General features: G+C 69.8%; 14 protein-coding genes and 1 pseudogene. 10 read left to right on the top strand and 5 right to left on the bottom strand.

Going from position 1 to position 17750, the window contains the following annotated elements:
* The first annotated feature begins 23 nt into the window (after positions 1-23).
* The 6 genes from IE97_RS0115715 (at position 24) to IE97_RS0115740 (ending at position 8226) form a co-directional block, all read left to right on the top strand.
* Positions 24-992: a hypothetical protein gene (locus IE97_RS0115715; protein WP_030239089.1), complete on the top strand. Its 969-nt coding sequence runs from the start codon at positions 24-26 to the stop codon at positions 990-992.
* 142 nt (positions 993-1134) lie between these two features.
* Positions 1135-2244 (top strand): multiple monosaccharide ABC transporter substrate-binding protein, encoded by a 1110-nt coding sequence (chvE, locus tag IE97_RS0115720; RefSeq protein ID WP_420706091.1) that lies wholly within the window; start codon positions 1135-1137, stop codon positions 2242-2244.
* A 50-nt stretch (positions 2245-2294) separates the two neighbouring features.
* Positions 2295-3845: a multiple monosaccharide ABC transporter ATP-binding protein gene (gene mmsA, locus IE97_RS0115725; protein ID WP_030239098.1), complete on the top strand. Its 1551-nt coding sequence runs from the start codon at positions 2295-2297 to the stop codon at positions 3843-3845.
* Positions 3842-5086, top strand: coding sequence for a multiple monosaccharide ABC transporter permease (gene mmsB / locus IE97_RS0115730; protein WP_030239102.1), 1245 nt, complete (start codon positions 3842-3844; stop codon positions 5084-5086). Before mmsA ends, mmsB begins: the two co-directional genes overlap by 4 nt.
* Positions 5087-5160: 74 nt before the next feature.
* On the top strand, positions 5161-6309 hold the full coding sequence (locus tag IE97_RS0115735) for an aldose epimerase family protein (RefSeq protein WP_030239105.1): 1149 nt from the start codon (positions 5161-5163) through the stop codon (positions 6307-6309).
* A gap of 171 nt (positions 6310-6480) precedes the next feature.
* A complete protein-coding gene (locus tag IE97_RS0115740) occupies positions 6481-8226 on the top strand; it encodes a pyridoxal phosphate-dependent aminotransferase (protein ID WP_030239109.1) in 1746 nt (581 codons plus the stop codon).
* A 284-nt stretch (positions 8227-8510) separates the two neighbouring features.
* On the opposite strand, the gene IE97_RS0115745 is transcribed toward IE97_RS0115740, so the two are convergent.
* Positions 8511-9128, bottom strand: a complete 618-nt coding sequence (locus IE97_RS0115745; RefSeq protein ID WP_051704998.1) for a TetR/AcrR family transcriptional regulator — start codon at positions 9126-9128, stop codon at positions 8511-8513.
* Positions 9129-9201: 73 nt separating this feature from the next.
* Here IE97_RS0115745 and IE97_RS0115750 point away from each other — a divergent pair, with 73 nt between their 5' ends.
* Positions 9202-10437 carry an FAD-dependent monooxygenase gene (locus IE97_RS0115750; RefSeq protein ID WP_234331822.1) on the top strand — a complete coding sequence of 412 codons (1236 nt, stop codon included), beginning with the start codon at positions 9202-9204 and terminating at the stop codon, positions 10435-10437.
* Here the strand turns inward: IE97_RS0115750 and IE97_RS0115755 are convergent.
* A complete protein-coding gene (locus IE97_RS0115755) occupies positions 10382-11896 on the bottom strand; it encodes an oxygenase MpaB family protein (protein WP_030239121.1) in 1515 nt (504 codons plus the stop codon). The genes IE97_RS0115750 and IE97_RS0115755 overlap by 56 nt on opposite strands.
* Positions 11893-12648, bottom strand: a complete 756-nt coding sequence (uppS, locus tag IE97_RS0115760; RefSeq protein ID WP_267881776.1) for a polyprenyl diphosphate synthase — start codon at positions 12646-12648, stop codon at positions 11893-11895. Before uppS ends, IE97_RS0115755 begins: the two co-directional genes overlap by 4 nt.
* 331 nt (positions 12649-12979) lie before the next feature.
* Here uppS and IE97_RS40315 point away from each other — a divergent pair, with 331 nt between their 5' ends.
* Together IE97_RS40315 and IE97_RS43780 are read left to right on the top strand one after the other, a co-directional pair.
* A complete protein-coding gene (locus IE97_RS40315) occupies positions 12980-13147 on the top strand; it encodes a hypothetical protein (RefSeq protein WP_234331823.1) in 168 nt (55 codons plus the stop codon).
* A pseudogene (locus IE97_RS43780) lies at positions 13117-13227 on the top strand (alpha/beta fold hydrolase); the annotation flags it as partial. The gene IE97_RS40315 and the pseudogene IE97_RS43780, both read left to right, overlap by 31 nt.
* A 57-nt stretch (positions 13228-13284) precedes the next feature.
* Here the strand turns inward: IE97_RS43780 and IE97_RS0115770 are convergent.
* Both IE97_RS0115770 and IE97_RS0115775 read right to left on the bottom strand, forming a co-directional pair.
* Positions 13285-13938, bottom strand: coding sequence for a DUF4360 domain-containing protein (locus tag IE97_RS0115770; RefSeq protein ID WP_030239129.1), 654 nt, complete (start codon positions 13936-13938; stop codon positions 13285-13287).
* A 296-nt stretch (positions 13939-14234) separates the two neighbouring features.
* Positions 14235-14693 carry an RrF2 family transcriptional regulator gene (locus IE97_RS0115775; protein WP_030239132.1) on the bottom strand — a complete coding sequence of 153 codons (459 nt, stop codon included), beginning with the start codon at positions 14691-14693 and terminating at the stop codon, positions 14235-14237.
* Positions 14694-14774: 81 nt separating this feature from the next.
* Here IE97_RS0115775 and IE97_RS0115780 point away from each other — a divergent pair, with 81 nt between their 5' ends.
* Positions 14775-17750, top strand: coding sequence for a beta-galactosidase (locus IE97_RS0115780; RefSeq protein ID WP_030239137.1), 2976 nt, complete (start codon positions 14775-14777; stop codon positions 17748-17750).

The raw sequence follows: 17750 nt of genomic DNA on the forward strand, positions 1-17750 counted from the left end.
ATACCGAACCGAAGGACATTCCTGTGACCGACGCTTCCGCCACGGCAGCCCGCAGGCCCGGTGAGCAGGCGCTCACCACGCTGGGCCTGAGCGCGCCCGCCCTCGACCCCGCCGACGCCTCACCGCACTCCTTCCCCGGGGGCGGCCGCTGGCGCACCGAGATCCCCTCGTGCGAGGGTCCCGAGGCGCTGGCGGTGGTGCTGAAGGAGGCCTCACGGCTGGACGTGCCGATCCACCGGATCAGCCAGGGCAGCGGCGTGTGGATGCTGACCGACGCCGAGATCACCGAGATGGTCGAGTCGACGGCCGAACGCGACATCGAGCTCTGCCTGTTCACCGGCCCGCGCGGCACCTGGGACATCGGCGGCTCGACGCGCTCCGACTCGCGGGGGGCCGGACTGCGCGCCCGGGGACACGACGCCGTCGCCGGATGCGTCGAAGACGCCGTGCGGGCGACGGAGTTGGGCGTCAAGTGCCTGCTCGTCGCCGACGAGGGCGTGCTGTGGACCCTGCACAGGGCGCGTGTGGCCGGCATCATCCCGGCCGACACCACGCTGAAGGTGTCGGCTCTCATCGGGCCGGTGAACCCGGCGAGTTACGCGGTATACGAGCGTCTGGGCGCCGACTCGGTCAACGTGCCGAGCGACCTGACGCTCGATCATCTCACCGAGATCCGCCGGGTTTCCGGCGCTCCCATGGACATGTACATCGAGGCCCCCGACGACCTCGGCGGGTACGTGCGGATGTACGAGGTCGCCGAGCTGATCAGACGCGGGGCACCGCTCTACCTGAAGTTCGGCCTCTCGAAGGCGCCCGGGATCTACCCGTACGGGCACCACATGCGGGACCTGACCCTGGCCACCGCCAAGGAACGGGTACGGCGCGGCCGGCTCGCCCTGGACCTGCTGGCGCGTCACGGCGCCGACGGCGACATGGCGCCGCTGGGCTCGCGTCTTCCGGGCGATCTGCAACGGTTCGAAGCCTCGGCATAACGTTCCGGAAACTCGGCTTCACAAAAGAAGACACAGCCGACCACAATCCGACACACCTCTTCTCGGTCTTTCCGGCACGACCACCCGGAGCGACTTCGCGCCTCCCAGACCGAGCCCTGCACACAGATCAAGGATGATCATCATGCGTAACCGCAGAGCCGCTCTCGCCGCCATAGCCGGAGCCGCGTGCCTCGCCCTGACCCTGTCCGCCTGCGGCCAGAACAGCGAGGGAGGCAGCAAGGAGTCCGAAGGTGACGCCAAGGGCGGCACCATCGGCATCGCGATGCCGACCAAGTCCTCCGAGCGCTGGATCGCCGACGGCAACAACGTCAAGAAGGACCTGGAGTCGAAGGGCTACAAGACCAAGCTGGTCTACGGCGAGGACGACCCGGACCAGCAGGTCTCCCAGGTCGAGAACCTGATCACGCAGGGCGTCAAGGCGCTGATCATCGCGGCCATCGACAACAAGTCGATGAACAACGTGCTCCAGCAGGCCAAGGACGCGAACATCCCGGTCATCTCCTACGACCGCCTGATCCTCGGCACGGAGAACGTCGACTACTACGCGTCGTTCGACAACGAGAAGGTCGGCGAGCTCCAGGGCAGCTACATCGTCGAGAAGCTCGGCCTGAAGGACGGCTCCAAGAAGGGCCCCTTCAACATCGAGCTGTTCGCCGGCTCCAACGACGACAACAACACCCGCTACTTCTTCCAGGGCGCGATGAAGGTCCTGCAGCCCTACATCGACAAGAAGCAGCTCGTCGTCCGCTCCGGCCAGACCAAGCTCAACCAGGTCACCACCCTGCGCTGGGACGGCGGCACCGCCCAGAAGCGCATGGACGACATCCTGACCGGTTCGTACAAGAGGGAGCGCGTCGACGCGGTCCTCTCCCCGTACGACGGCATCTCCATCGGCATCCTCTCGGCGCTGAAGTCCGACGACTACGGCTCCAAGAGCAAGCCGCTGCCCGTCGTCACCGGACAGGACGCCGAGCTCGCCTCGGTGAAGTCGATCATCGCCGACCAGCAGTCGATGACCGTCTACAAGGACACCCGCGAGCTCGCCAAGGTGGCCTCCAACATGGTCGACGCGCTGCTGAACGACAAGAAGCCCGAGGTCAACGACACCAAGACCTACGACAACGGCTCGAAGGTCGTCCCGGCGTACCTGCTGGAGCCGGTCGCCGTCGACAAGAGCAACTACCAGAAGGAAGTCGTCGACTCCGGCTACATCAAGGCGAGCGACCTCTAGGAACTCCCCGCCGTCCACCGACGATTCACCACTGATTGGAAGGCACGACCATGGCGGGACCCGTCCTGGAAATGCGCTCGATCGTCAAGACCTTTCCCGGCGTCAAGGCGCTGTCGGACGTCACGCTGACCGTCCGGCAGGGCGAGGTCCACGCCATCTGCGGGGAGAACGGCGCCGGCAAGTCGACCCTGATGAAGGTCCTCTCCGGCGTCCACCCGCACGGCACCTACGAGGGCGACATCCTCTTCGAGGGAGAGGTCTGCCGGTTCAAGGACATCCGGGCCAGCGAGGAACGCGGCATCGTGATCATCCACCAGGAGCTGGCCCTGGTGCCCTACCTCTCCCTGGCGGAGAACATCTTCCTCGGCAACGAGCACGCCACCCGGGGGATCATCAGCTGGACCGAGACCCTGAAGCACGCCACCGAACTGCTGCGCCGGGTCGGTCTGTCCGACCACCCGGACACCCGCGTCGCCGACATCGGCGTGGGCAAGCAGCAGCTCGTGGAGATCGCCAAGGCCCTGTCGAAGAAGGTGAAGTTGCTCATCCTGGATGAGCCGACCGCCGCGCTGAACGACGAGGACAGCGGCAAGCTCCTGGATCTCATCCTGGAGCTGAAGAAGCAGGGCATCACCTCGATCATCATCTCCCACAAGCTCAACGAGATCCGCAAGGTCGCCGACTCGGTGACGATCCTCCGCGACGGCCAGACCATCGAGACCCTCGATGTGAAGGCCCCGGAGACCACCGAGGACCGGATCATCAGCGGCATGGTCGGCCGCGACCTGGAGCACCGCTTCCCGGAGCGGTCGCCGCACCAGCCCGAGGAGGGCGTGGCGCCCGCCCTGGAGATCCGGGGCTGGACCGTGCACCACCCGATCGACCAGCAGCGCAAGGTCGTCGACGACGTCTCCCTCCAGGTGCGGCGCGGCGAGATCGTCGGCATCGCGGGCCTGATGGGCGCCGGCCGCACCGAACTCGCGATGAGCGTCTTCGGGCGGACGTACGGCCGGTACGCGGGCGGCACGGTCCTCAAGGACGGCAAGGAGATCCGTACGAAGACCGTCCCCGAGGCGGTCAAGCACGGCATCGCGTACGTCACCGAGGACCGCAAGCACTACGGCCTCAATCTCATCGACACCATCAACCGGAACATCTCGCTGACCGCCCTCGGCAAGGTCGCCAAGCGCGGTGTGGTCGACGAGCACGAGGAGCGGCAGGTCGCCGAGGGCTTCCGCAAGTCCATGAACATCAAGGCGCCGACCGTCTTCGAGCCGGTGGGCAAGCTGTCCGGCGGCAACCAGCAGAAGGTCGTCCTCAGCAAGTGGATCTTCTCGGGTCCGGACGTGCTGATCCTGGACGAGCCGACGCGCGGTATCGACGTCGGTGCCAAGTACGAGATCTACACGGTCATCGACCAGCTGGCCGCCCAGGGCAAGGCGGTCGTCTTCATCTCCTCCGAGCTGCCCGAGCTGCTCGGCATGTGCGACCGCATCTACACGATGGCCGCGGGGCGGCTGACGGGTGAGTTCTCGCGGGCCGAGGCCTCCCAGGAATCGCTGATGCGTCAGATGACGAAGGACAAAGAGGTAACCCGATGAGCACGGACGTGACCGCCAAGAGCCCGGCCCCCGCGCCGCCGGGCAAGAGCGGAGGGGCGGCGGGCGACGGCCTGCTGGCCCTGGTGATGGACGGCATGCGCCGCAACATGCGGCAGTACGGAATGCTGATCGCCCTGGGCCTGATCGTGGCCCTGTTCGCCGTGTGGACCGACGGCGACCTGCTGCTGCCGCGCAACGTCTCCAACCTGGTCCTGCAGAACAGCTACATCCTGATCCTCGCGATCGGCATGATGCTGGTGATCATCTCGGGTCACATCGACCTGTCGGTCGGGTCACTGACGGCGTTCGTCGGCTCCATGGCCGCCGTGTTCATGGTCAAACAGGACATACCGTGGGTGCTCGCGGTGGTGCTGTGCCTGGCCGTGGGCGCGATCGCGGGTGCCGTACAAGGGTTCTTCATCGCGTACGGCGGCATACCGTCGTTCATCGTGACCCTGGCGGGCATGCTGATGTTCCGCGGTCTGACGGAGATCTTCCTGGAGGGCCAGACGCTCGGCCCGTTCCCGGACGGCCTGCAGAAGGTCGCCAACGGCTTCCTGCCGGAGGTCGGCCCGAAGACCAACTACCACAACCTCACGCTGCTGCTGGGCTTCGCGATGATCGCCTTCGTGATCTTCCAGGAGGTCCGTGACCGCAAGCGGCAGCAGGAGTTCAACCTGGACGTCCCGCCCGCCAAGCTGTTCCTGCTGAAGCTGGTCGCCATCGGCGCCGCCATCCTCACGCTGACCATGCTGCTCGCCAGCTACAAGGGCGCCCCGATCGTGCTGCTCATCCTGGGTGTGCTGCTCGTCGGCTTCGGCTATGTCATGCGCAACGCGATCGTCGGCCGTCACATCTACGCCATCGGCGGCAACCTGCCCGCGGCCAAGCTGTCGGGTGTGAAGGACAAGAAGGTCACCTTCCTGGTCTTCCTGAACATGGGCATGCTCGCGGCCCTGGCGGGTCTGGTCTTCGCCGCCCGCTTCAACGCGGCCTCTCCCAAGGCCGGCCTGAACTTCGAGCTGGAGGCGATCGCGGCCTCGTTCATCGGCGGCGCGTCGATGAGCGGCGGTGTCGGCACCGTGCTCGGCGCGATCATCGGTGGCCTGGTCCTGGGCGTGCTGAACAACGGTATGAACCTCGTCGGCATCGGCACCGACTGGCAGCAGGTCATCAAGGGCCTGGTGTTGCTGGCGGCGGTCGGGTTCGACGTGTGGAACAAGCGCAAGGTCGGTTCGTAAGACGGACCGGGCCCCGCCGGAAGGCGGGGCCCGGCTCTTTCCCAGCAGTTTCCCAATGAGGTGGAGCCGCAGATATGGAACTGAACAGACGCACGGTCATCGCGGGAGCCGCGGCGGCGGGAGTCGCCGCCACCGCGCTCGGCGGCACGGCGCACGCCACAGGAGGCAGGAAGCCGGTGAAGACGCTCTTCGGCAAGCTCGCCGACGGCACCAAGGTCTACAGCTGGTCGCTGGAGAACGGCGGCACCCGCCTGAAGGTCCTCTCCTACGGCGGTATCGTCCAGTCCCTGGAGATCCCCGACCGCCGCGGCCGCTACGCCAACGTCTCCGCGGGCTTCGACAACCTCGAGGACTACGTCGCCAAGAGCCCCTACTTCGGCGCCCTGATCGGCCGCTACGGCAACCGCATCGGCCAGGGCAAGTTCACCCTCGACGGCAAGAACTACCAGCTCTCCGTCAACGACGGTGAGCAGAGCCTGCACGGTGGCGCCAAGGGCTTCGACAAGCGGGTGTGGGACGTCGAGCCGTTCACCAAGGGCTCCGACGTCGGCCTGCACCTGTACTACACGTCCGTCGACGGTGAGATGGGCTACCCCGGCACCCTCAAGACGAAGGTGACCTACACCCTCACCCGGCACGGCGAATGGCGCATCGACTACGCGGCCACCACCGACAAGGCCACCGTCGTCAACCTCACCAGCCACGTCTACTTCAACCTCGCCGGCGAGGGCAGCGGCACGATCGAGGACCACGAACTCCAGATCGCCGCGTCCCGCTACACGCCCACCGACGCGGGCCTGATCCCGACGGGCGAGCTGGCCAAGGTCGCGGGCACGCCGTTCGACTTCCGCCGCGCCAAGCCGATCGGCCGGGACATCCGCGTCTCCCACCCCCAGCTGGTCACCGCCAAGGGCTTCGACCACAACTGGGTCCTCGACAAGGGCATCACCACCCGCCCCGAACACGTGGCCACCCTGCGCGACCCGGCCTCCGGCCGCACGATGAAGATCGCCACGAACGAGCCGGGCCTGCAGTTCTACTCCGGCAACTTCCTCGACGGCACACTGACCGGCCCGTCCGGCCGCACCTACCGGCAGGGCGACGCGCTGTGCCTGGAGACGCAGCACTTCCCGGACTCGCCGAACAAGCCGAAGTTCCCGTCGACCGTGCTCCGGCCCGGGCAGACGTACCGGACGACGACGATCCACACGTTCGGCTGCTGAGGCAACTGACAAGCTTTCACAGGCGGGGCACGAGTTCTGACGGGTTTTCCGACGTTTGAACAGTGCCGCCGTGGTCTCCGTATGAAAGGGCGGCCCGCGCTCCCCCGCGCGGGCCGTCCTTAAACGTCGGGTCCGGCCGTCCCCCACGGGCCCGCCCCATACGGAGGTTCCATGGCCGACAACGTCACGTCGCTGTTCCGCAGCACCGCGGCCCACAGCCCGTCGATGGCGGCTCTGACACGTGAGGGCGGCGAAGGAGCCGGCCCCGTGGACTTCTGTATCCCCTGCAACCCGTACTTCCCCACCCCGGCCATGTTCGAGGACATGGCGGGCAAGCTGCGCGACATCATCACGTACTACCCGAGCAGCGCCGACACCATCACGGCCGAACTGTGCAGCCTGCTCCAGCTGCCCCCGCAGTGCGTGGCGATGGGCAACGGCTCCACCGAGCTCATCACCTGGATCGACCACCTGCTGGTCCGTGAGTCCCTCGCCATCCCGGTCCCCACCTTCGGCCGCTGGACCGACCAGCCCATGGAGACCGGCAAGCGGGTCGACATGTTCCCGCTCCAGGAGTCCAGCGGCTTCAGCCTCGACCTCGCCCAGTACGCCGAGTTCATCCGCGCCCGCGGCACCCGCGTCGCGGTGATCTGCAACCCCAACAACCCCGACGGCGGCTTCCTCCACAAGCACGCCGTCGTCCAGTTCATGGACGCCATGGCCGACCTCGACCTGGTCGTGATCGACGAGTCGTTCCTGGAGTTCGCGGACGCCGAGGCGGAGCCGTCCGTCGTCCAGGAGGCGATGCTGCGGCCCAACGTCATCGTGCTGCGCAGCCTCGGCAAGAACTTCGGCCTGCACGGCATACGCTTCGGCTACCTGGTCGCCAACCCGGCACTCGCGGGCCGGGTCCGCTCGATGCTGCCGAAGTGGAACCTCAACTCCTTCGCCGAGCACGTCGTCTTCATGCTCAAGGAGCACGGCAGCGAGTACGCGCAGAGCCTCCAGCAGGTGCGGCGCGACCGGCTCGACATGGCCAGCCAGCTGTCCGCCCTGCCCGGTCTGACGGTCTACCCGTCGCAGGGCAACTTCCTCTTCGTGCGCCTCCCCGTGGGCGCCGAGGGCACCGTGGTCCGGGACCGGATGCTCACCGAGCACCGGATCCTGGTCCGCGAGTGCGGCAACAAGATCGGCTCCTCCAGCCGCTTCCTGCGTCTCGTGGTGCGCCCCCAGGTGGACGTGCGTCGCCTGGTGTCCGGCCTGGAACAGGTGCTCTACGGGACGTCCAGGAGGGGAGCCGCCGTACCCGAGCTGAGCAACGGGACCAGCTACAGCTCGGGTACGGCGGCAGTGGACCGCCTGGTGAGCGAGACCAACGGGGCCGGTGTGCGGGGCCTTGCCGCTCAGGCCGCCGGTATCGGCGGCCCGGGCCCCGCCCCCGCCCCGGCCGTCGGCACGGGCATGCCGCTTCCCGCGGCGGCGTCCACGGGTGCCGTGCCGGCGGCTTCCGCGGGTCCCGTGCCGGCGGCTGCCGCTGGTGGGATGGGCGTGCCGGCGGCTGCGCAGTTCGGGCAGATGGGACAGCAGCAGATGCCGCAGCCCGTGCCTCAGCCGATGCCCCAGCCTGCTCCGCAACCGGTGCCGCAGCCCGTGCCCGCCCCGGCGCCGCCGCTGGCTCCCGCGGCCCAGGCGCCGGCTCCGGTCCCGACCCCTGCTCCGGCGCCCGTCCCTGCTCCGGCGCCGGTTCCCGCCCCCACGCCGGCCGCCACTGGTCCCACGCCGCCCGGGGTCCCCGCCCGGGGCGGGCTGACCGCGGCTCAGGTTCGGGGGACGAACGGGTTGTCTCCGGCTCCGGCCACGGGGTGGCCCGGCACGCAGAGCTGGCCCAACGCGGCGGGGATGGGGCAGGCCGGGTAGCACCTCTCGCCATAGGTGTTTGCCGCGGGGTCCGGGTGCGTCTCGCTGACCCTGGGGGTGGAACAGGGCTGACGCCGGCGCACACGGCCCCGTATCCGCCGACCCGGTGGGTGCCGGGGCCAATCGTCACCGGCGCCCGCCGAACTCCCACGCGTGCGCCTCGATGTCCGCGTACCGCCCCCGCGTCAGAACCCCACGCGCCGTCTCCGCGGCGGGCGCCCGCACCAGCGCGGCCGTGCCCAGCCAGGCGGCACCGTCGTCGGACAGCAGTGGCCCGTACGCGATCAGTTCGTGCCCGCTGAGGGAGGCCCGCCGCTCGGGCCCGCGCCGCGGGCGGCCGGGTCCTGACGCAGGGCGGCGGCGACAATGCCTTCGAGAGGCTCGCGCGGCACTTCACCGCCGCTCACCAACCGGTCGAAGACCAGCCCGTCGATGCAGGTCAGCAGGGTGTGTGTGCGGTTCTCGACATCCGTCACGCCCTGACTGGCGAGGAACAGTCGGACGGCCTCGCGGCCGGCGTTCTCCCGAGGGGTGAGGATCTCGCGCAGCTCGGGATCGCGCACGCTCTCGACGGCGCAGGCGTAACGGGCGAGCGAGCGGCGGCGCCCCTCGCCGGTGAGTCGCTGCCGGGTGAGCAGCACCATGCCGTCCACCAGTTCTTCGGGGGTGCGGATGGGCGGGAGATGCTCGGCCATCGCCTGCAGTTCCTGTTGGTCGAGCTGGACCAGGCGCGTGACGAGTCCGGTGAGCAGTGCCGCCCGGGTGCGGAAGTACGCCGACGTGGTGCCGGGCGGCAGAGCCGCTTTGCGGTCGACTGCCCGGTGGGTCAGGCCGCGGATCCCTTCGTCGGCGAGTACGCCGAGAGCCGCGTCCGCGAGGAGGGTGCGCCGATCCGAAACCATGATTCCTTTCTACACCTGTAGAGCCTTGGATAGGGTGCCCCTTCTACGGATGTAGAAGGGGCTGGGGGTCGGCATGGACAACACGGCTGTGGTGGTTGGCGGGGGCGTCGGCGGGCTGGCCGCCGCGATCGGCCTGCGCCGCATCGGCTGGAAAGTGACGGTCGTCGAGCGCGCGCCCGTGCTCGAGGACGCGGGGGCGGGTATCTCACTGGCCGCCAACGGCCTGCGGGCGCTTGACGAACTCGGTGTGGGCGAGGCGGTGCGGGATGCCTCGCGAGGCCAGTACAGAGGCGGCACCCGCACGCCGGAGGGCGGTTGGCTGGCCCGGATGGACGGCGCTGCGCTGGAGAGGGCGGTGGGCACGCCGATCATGGGCATCCCTCGGTCCACCTTGCACCGGCTGCTTCGCGGGGCCCTGCCCGCGGAGGCACTGCTGATCGGCTCCGAGGCCGGGTCGGTCCGGCAGACCGGCCCCGGGGCGGTCCGGGTCGACTGCGGCGACACGGTCCTGGACGCCGATCTCGTGGTGGCGGCCGACGGGATCGGCAGCAAGGTGCGCGGCCTTCTCTTCCCGGCCCATCCCGGCCCCGTCCACACCGGCTCGACGGTGCTGCGCGCCATCACCGAGCAGCCGGTCGAACTGCGCACCGACTTCGAGCTGACCTGGGGGCAGGGGGCCGAGTTCGGGCACATCGCCTTTCGTGACGGGCGGGCCGAGTGGCACGCCGTCCTCAACCTCCGTGCCGGGACACGGTTCGCCGACCCGCTGGCCGAACTGCGCCGACGGTTCCGCGACTGGCACGAACCGATCCCCTCGCTCCTGGACGCGACCAGGCCCGCCGCCGTGCTGCACCACGACGTCAGGGAAATCCGCACGCCGCTCCCCTCGTACACGGTCGGCCGCATCGCGCTGCTCGGTGACGCGGCACACGCGATGACCCCCAACCTCGGGCAGGGCGCCTGCCAGGCGCTGGAGGACGCGATCACCCTGGCCGCCGCGCTCGCCACCGAGCCCACCGTCGAAGCCGCGCTCGCCCGCTACGACGCCGAGCGCCGGCCGCGCAGCCAGGCGGTAGCGCGGGTCGCCCGGCAAGCAGGGCGGATGGGCCAGCAGCTCTCCCACCCACTGGCCGTGACCCTGCGCAACACGGCGATGCGGCTGACACCCTCCCGCGCCGCGACGCGCATGATCCTTCGACACCACGCCTGGGTCCCACCCCGGCTGAAACCCGTGGACGGTGGGAAACGGAGTGTCAGGCCTGTGCGAGCAGTGGATCGTAGGGGGTGGAGTGCCGGCGGCCGGACATGAAGGACAGGAAGTCCTTGACGAACGCGCTGCGGGTGTAGGCGGGTTCGGTGCCGGCTGTGTCACGGTGGAAGGCGGTGCGGAACAGGGCGCGGTATTCGTCTGCGTCGATGGTCTGGTTGCCGTCCTTGTCGGTGGCGTCGAAGAGGACTTCGGCGACTTTGATCAGTGCGGGGCCGGCCAGGGAGGGAACGGCCGCGGCGTACTCGTGGGCGCTGACGCGGCCGTCGCCGTCGGTGTCGAGGGCGGCCTGCAGTTCCCGCCACCAGTCCGCGAAAGCGTCGTAGAGCCTGGTCTCCTCCGGTTCGTCCAGGTCCAGGCGGCTGGACAGCTCGCGGGCCATGGCGGCGAGGTCGGGCCAGTCCAGGTAGCCGTTGCCGGTCTGGTCCAGCACCTCCCCGAAGAACTCTTCCGCGCTGCGCCGCAGCCCGCCGTGCGCGGTGGTGGGCTCCGGCTCCGGGGGGAGAGGGGTGATGAGCCGGAGGAGGGCTCCCGCCCGGTTCATCTTGTCGCGCAGGGCGCTGATCGTCCGTGCCCGGGGGTCGTCGCTGTCGGGGGAGAGGGCGAGCAGGTCGGTGATGCTTTCGGTGTTGATCCAGCCGTCGGGGAGGAAGCGGGCCAGGCCGGCGGTGAAGTAGGCGCCTTGCATCAGGGTCTGCGCGCCGGGTAGTTCGGGCAGCCCCGCCCGCCGGCGGAATGGTTCGGGCAGGGACGCCACGGTGATCGCCCCGATGAGGGGGCCGGTCACGGTGCGGCCGGCCGCCCACAGGGTGGGCAGGCCGTTCAGCAGGGGCGGGGCCGGCAGGTGGTCGAAGAGCTTGTAGAGGATGATGCGCATGGCCTCCGTGTTCTCCAGCTCCTCCTCGACCACCCGGTCGTAGTAGCCCCAGAACTCGTGCGGGGAGGGCGGCAGGTGGCCGGCCGCGTCCCCGAAGGCCGCGAGGAACGCCTGGAACTCCGCGTACAGCTGCTCCATGGCCTCCTGTTCCAGGGGTTGTCCGCTCAGCCGGCACATGGTGACGGCACTCTCGAACAGGGTCGCCACCACCCAGGCCCGCACGTCGGGGTCCATCGCGTCGTAGGGGCGGTTGTCCGCGTCGGTGCCGTGCAGCCGGGCGTGCAGGCGGTTGAGCCGCGCCGCCTCCCGCTGCCGGACGTGTTCGTCGGAGCCGAACATGCGCTGCAGGCTCACGAGGGTGTTGCGCAGCCGTCGCCAGGGATGGACGACGAACGTGGAGTTGTCGATCAAGGCGGCGCCGATCTGCGGGTGGGCCGCCTCAAGGACGGTCGCCCGGACTATGGCCAAAGCCCAGCGGGGGTCGTTGAAGAAGGCGTGGAACCGCGAGCCGGGCCCGAACAGGGGTGTTGTCCCGTCTTCGGCGCCGGGCCGTGATGAGCTGCCCCCGGGAGACGTCGCGCCGGCACCGCTGCCGCCGGGGGAACCGCTGTCTGTGTGGGTCACGGTCGGGCTTCTCCGTTCTGGTGCGGCAGCACGCCGCCGAAGCGGCGATCGCGTCGCTGATAGGTGTGCAGGCAGTCGAGGAAGTGGGGTGCGCGGAAGTCGGGCCACAGCACGGGCGGGAAGACCCACTCGGCGTAGGCGACCTGCCAGAGCATGAAGTTGGAGATGCGCTGCTCCCCCGACGTCCGGATGACCAGGTCGACGTCGGGGGTGTCGGGGAAGGGCAGGTGCGCGGCGAAGCTCTCCTCGTCCACGGCCTCGGCCGGCACGCCACCGCGGATGAGTGAGCGGGCGGCCTCCACGATGTCCCTGCGCCCGCCGTGGTCGAAAGCGATGGTCAGCGTCATGGCCCGGTTGTCGCCGGTCAGGGTCATCAGGTCGGCGAAGTCCCGGGCCAGGGCCGCGGGCACCCGCGGATCGGTCACACCGAGGAAGCGGCAGCGGATACCCCGCGCGTGCAGCAGCGGGGCGTGCTTGCGCACCACGCGGCGCACCAGGTGCATGAGGAAGTCGACCTCGGCACTCGGGCGGCGCCAGTTCTCGGTGGAGAAGGCGTACAGGCTCAGCCATCCGATGCCGGCCGAACGGGCTGCCTCGATGACGTCGATCACCGCCGTCTCCGCGGCACGGTGGCCCGATGTCCGCGGCAACGACCGCTGCGCGGCCCATCGGCCGTTGCCGTCCATGACGCAGGCGACGTGATGGGGTATGTTCCGGGGTTTTCCGTTGCCCGGGCCGGGCGAGTGGGGAATCCCGGTGGCTTGCCGACGTGTCACAGCGCCCCCTCAGCACCCGACTGCGACTTCTCGGTTGCACGAGAAGGGTGCCAGTACGCCTCCCGGCAAGGGGCGCCGCTTCTGACACTTCACCCTTGGCACTCCAGTCCGACCGCGAGACGGTCAGGGTTCAGGCTTCCCGTCCAGTCGACCGTGGTCAAAGGAGAACAGACCGTGCGCAGCGCCGCCGTGACCTCACCGAGGCGGGGGATGTGTCGTCGCGGTTACCGGGCTGCGGGCACTCCATCGTGCCGGACGACCCGGATGCCTTCGTGGTGGCGACCGCGGCGGCGGTCGCCTCATCTTCGTGCACGGGACTCGGTTCAGCGCGGGCCAGTGGAGCTCGCAACTCGCCGCACTCGGCGGGGAGTTCCCCGTCGCCGCCGTCGACGCGCTGGGCCGCGGGCCCGCCGTGGTCGTCGACGTCGGCCGCGACGGCCGCCCCGTGCGCACCCACGTGCCCGCATCGAGCTGATTCCCCGGGCCTCGCATCTCGCGAACTTCGACGAGCCGGACGCCTTCACCGACGCCGTCCGCCGCTTCGCCCGGCAGTTGGATTCCTGGTCACGGACGGCGGCCCACCACGCCGGTGAGCCGCCCCCGTTCACTCCGTCAGGACTTCTTCGGGCACTCCTTCCAGGCCAGGTGGTACACCGTGCTGATGTCCCCGTCCGTCGAGTCCATCGTCATGAAGCTGACCTTGTTGGCGGACTGGGTGCCGGCGTTGACCCGGAGTTCGGTGTTGATGTTGAAGTTGCGCTGGACTCCGCAGGGCGCGTAGACCAGTTGGGCCCAGTCGGTCTCGTCGGTGGCCTGCCAGTTGTCGTTGTACGGGCCGCTGAAGGGGTGGTTCCTGTACACCGTGCTCGGTGAGCCCTGGAAGTAGTACGAGGCTCGCTGGGAGCCGCTCGCGCCGGGCTGGAGGGAGGCGAAGCCTCGGTAGTCCGCGCTCGCGATGGCGTAGGTGAAACCGCCGGGGACGTGGACGATCAGGCTGAGCTGGCAGTTCCTGCGGAACGCGGTCGGGTCGGAGCCCCCGCCGGCCTGGGCGATGTAGTCGCTGTAGGTCACGGTGAACGCGGTGTTGTCCTCGGAGACGGCGACCGCTGCCGTGCCCTGCGGGCAGCCGGAGCCGTTCACGGTGGCGACCTTGATGACGATCTTGTCCGGGGGCGGGTCGTCGAACCCGGAGGAGGGGGATTGTGCGGGGAGTGCGCTGGTGAGGAGCGCTGCGATCGCGCCGCTCAGGAGCAGGCCACCGGCCATGGTTCTCCCATCCGTTCGTGGGGGGTGGATCGCGAGGTGAGCATGGGCATGCCAAGACGACAAACGCATGCGCCCCCAACCTGTGACCGTTCCATGAAGGAGCTGTGAAGGCCGGGAGCGGTCGCATCGTACGCAGGGCCGGAGGGGGCGGCCAGGGCTGTCTCCGGCCATTCACAATGGCGGGTTCACGTGTGTTGCCGGCGGGCGCATAAGGTGCGGTACCAGTGCGTCAGCCCCAGGACACCCCCGAGGACCCGATGAGGATCACCCGCCGGCTCCCCCGCGGACGCGGCCCGTCACGGGTTCTCCCAGGCCGCCGGTTCCGCAGCGAGCCGCTCCACCGGCTCCGGCAGCGCCCCTGCCGCGAGGTCGGCGACCGTCACACCCTCCAGGATCCGGCGCACATTGGCCCGCAGGGCGATCCACAGCGGCAGCAGCGGCTCGGCCGTGCCGGTGTAGGAGAGGCCGGTCGGGCGCTCGCCGCGCACCGAGACGATCGGGCCGTCCACCGCCCGGATCACGTCCGCGACCGTGATCTCGGTGGCCTCGCGGGCCAGCCGGTAGCCGCCGCCCCCGCCGCGCCGGCTGTCCACCACGCCCCCGCGCCGCAGATCGCCGAGGATCCCCTCGAGGAACTTGTGGGGGATGTCCTGCGCGGTGGCCACGGCCTCCGCCTTGACCGGCCCTCCCCCCTGCCGGACGGCCAGTTCCACGACCGCTCGTACCGCATAGTCCGCTCGTGCCGAGATCCTCATACGGCCATTGTCGCGGTCGGCCTGTAGACAATGACGCACCAGCACCACATACGGCACGGCAGCACAACAGGAGGCGCTCCCTTGGAGCTCAGCAGGCGTACCTTCCACGCTCTCGCCGGCACGGCGGCGCTCGGCTTCGCGCTGACCGGCAGCGGGTCGCCGACCTCCGCCCACCTGGCACGTCCCGTGCCCACCGGCCCGCCGCCGCCGGTGCCGAGCGCGGACGGCAGACGGCACGAGATCGGCTTCGACCGGCACTCGCTGCTGGTCGACGGCCGGCGCCTGGTCCTCTGGTCGGGCGAGCTGCACCCCTTCCGGCTGCCGAGCCCATCGTTGTGGCGGGACATGCTGCAGAAGATGCGTGCCTACGGCTACAACGCCGTCAGTGTGTACGTCGCCTGGAACTACCACTCCCCCGCTCCCGGGCGGTACGACTTCACCGGTGTGCGCGACCTCGACCTGTTCCTGCGGATGGCGGCCGAGACCGGTCTGTACGTGATCGTGCGGCCCGGCCCCTACATCAACGCGGAGGTCGACGCCGGTGGCTTCCCGGGCTGGCTGACCGCGACCGAGGGCACGGCCCGGACCTCCGACCCGACGTATCTGCGGTACGTCGACGAGTGGCTGACCGCCGTCAACGCCGTCGTGGCGAAGCGGCTGTTCACCCGGGGCACGGGCACGGTCCTGCTGTACCAGGTCGAGAACGAGTACGACGCGCACGTCGACGAGCCGACCGGGCGCGCCTACATGTCGTACCTGTACGAGAAGGTCCGCGCCGACGGCATCGACGTACCGCTGTTCCACAACGACAAGGGGCGGAACGGGTTCTGGGCCCCCGGGTCGTTCGGTACCGGTGGGGAGAAGGGGCGCTGGCTGTACGGGTTCGACGGGTATCCCGAGCCGGACCAGGTGCCGCCCGACTGGGGACACTTCGGGCCCGGCGGGGCGAAGGGCGGGGCCACGGCCAGTCCCAGGACGCCCGGGTTCGTGCCCGAGGCCGGCGGGGGCTGGTTCGACCCGTGGGGCGGCTCCTCGTTCGACGGGAAGGGGTACGCCGAAGCGCGCCGGACCCGGGACGGAGCGTTCGAGCGGCGCTTCTACCTCACCAACCTCGCCAACGGCATCACGCTGCACAACGTCTACATGGCCTTCGGCGGCACCTCCTGGGGCTGGCTGCCCGCGCCGGTCGTCTACACCTCGTACGACTACGGGGCGGCCTTCGACGAGGCCCGCAACGCCACACCCAAGGCCGCCACGATGCACCGGATCGGGCAGTTGCTGCGGCACGTGCCGGACCTCGCCAGGCTGAACCGGGCCAAGGCCGTGCGCGCCACGGACGAGCGGATCAAGGTCTACCACCTCACCAACCCCGACACCGGCGCCCACTTCTACGTCCTGCGCAACGACTCCGGCGAGGCGGTCACCGCGACGCTGCCGGAGGCCGGGATCGACGTGCCCGTCACCGTTCCGGCACGGGACGCCAAGCTGATCGCCACCGACCTGAGGCTCGGAAAGCGGACGATGGTGCTCTCGACCGTGCAGCCCATGCTGAGCATGACCGCCGGGCGCCAGGACATCGCGGTGTTCGCGGGACAGTACGGCGAACTCGCGCAGGTCGTGCTGGACTGCGCGGACGAACCGACGCCCATGCGGCTGGACCCGGAACCGGCGTGGGCGTACAACCTCGGCAAGCTCAACGTCAGCGTTCCGCTGGGCGTCGGCGAGCTGAGCCGGGTGATGGTCGAGGGCGACGGCGTGGACACGCCGATGCTGCTGCTGTTCGCCGACGACGCGACGGCCGTGCGGCTGTGGCCGTACGAGACCCCGTCCGGCCGGCTCCTCGTCTACGGCCCGGCGCTGCTGCGGTCGGCGGAGCTGCGCGGCTCCACGGTCCACCTCACCGGCGACACCATCGACCGGACCGGCCTGGAGGTGTGGGGGCCGCGCGGGATCACCCATGTCACGTGGAACGGGCGCGCGGTGCCCACGCGGCTCAGCGGCTCGGGCAGTCTGCTGGCGCTCCGGCCGCTGGCCGGTGTGACCCGGCCGGCCCTGGCCGCGCTCGACGGCTGGCGGCGGCGGACCGAGAACCCGGAGGCCGGGCCGGACTTCGACGACTCGGGATGGACGACGGCCGACCGGAAGACGACCTTCAGCACGACCCCCGTGCCCGAGGGGCAGCCCGTCCTGTTCGCCGACGACTACGGCTTCCACTACGGGGACGTCTGGTACCGGGGCGAGTGGACGGGCGACAGCGACATCGAATCCGTGTCCCTCGCCTACAGCACGGGCACACAGGGCCTGTTGATGGCCTGGCTGGACGGTGAGCCGCTCGGCACGCACCGGATGCCCGTGCCGGACAAGGACCGGGCCCGGCAGGGGACGTGGACGGCCGAGGCCGCCTTCCGCCTTCCGAAGGAACTGCGGAAGAGGCTTCGTGAGCAGCGCGGGAGGAGCGAGCGGCATGTGCTGTCCGTGCTCGTCCGGCCGATGCAGCACGACATGGACGGCAAGGCGCTCGACACGCACAAGGCCGCGCGGGGACTGACCGCCGTCACCTTCGGGGGCGCCGACCCGGAGGTGAACTGGCGGATCCAGGGCGCGTCCATGCCCGATCCGGTGCGCGGGCCCATGAACAACGGTGGGCTGTACGGGGAGCGCGAGGGCTGGCACCTGCCCGAGTACGACGACGGGGACTGGCAGGACGCCGAACTCCCCCGGGCCGACCGGAGGCAGGGCGTCACCTGGTACCGGACGGACTTCCGGCTGGACGTCGACCCGGGCGTCGACGCCTCGATCGGACTCGTCCTCGACGACGAGCCGGAGCGGGCCTACCGCGTCCAGATCTTCCTCAACGGCTGGAACATGGGCCAGTACATCAACGATGTGGGGCCGCAGCATACGTTCGTCCTGCCGAACGGGATTCTGCGCACACGTGGCTCCAACACACTGGCGCTGGCGGTGTTGTCGGATGGGACGACACCGTCAGGGCCAGGGGAGGTACGGCTGACCGTGCTGGGCGCGGCGGCGGGGGGCGTGCCGGTCAAGCCTGTGTGA

It is taken from the genome of Streptomyces sp. NRRL S-455, assembly GCF_000717875.1.
In the GTDB taxonomy this organism is placed as follows: domain Bacteria; phylum Actinomycetota; class Actinomycetes; order Streptomycetales; family Streptomycetaceae; genus Streptomyces.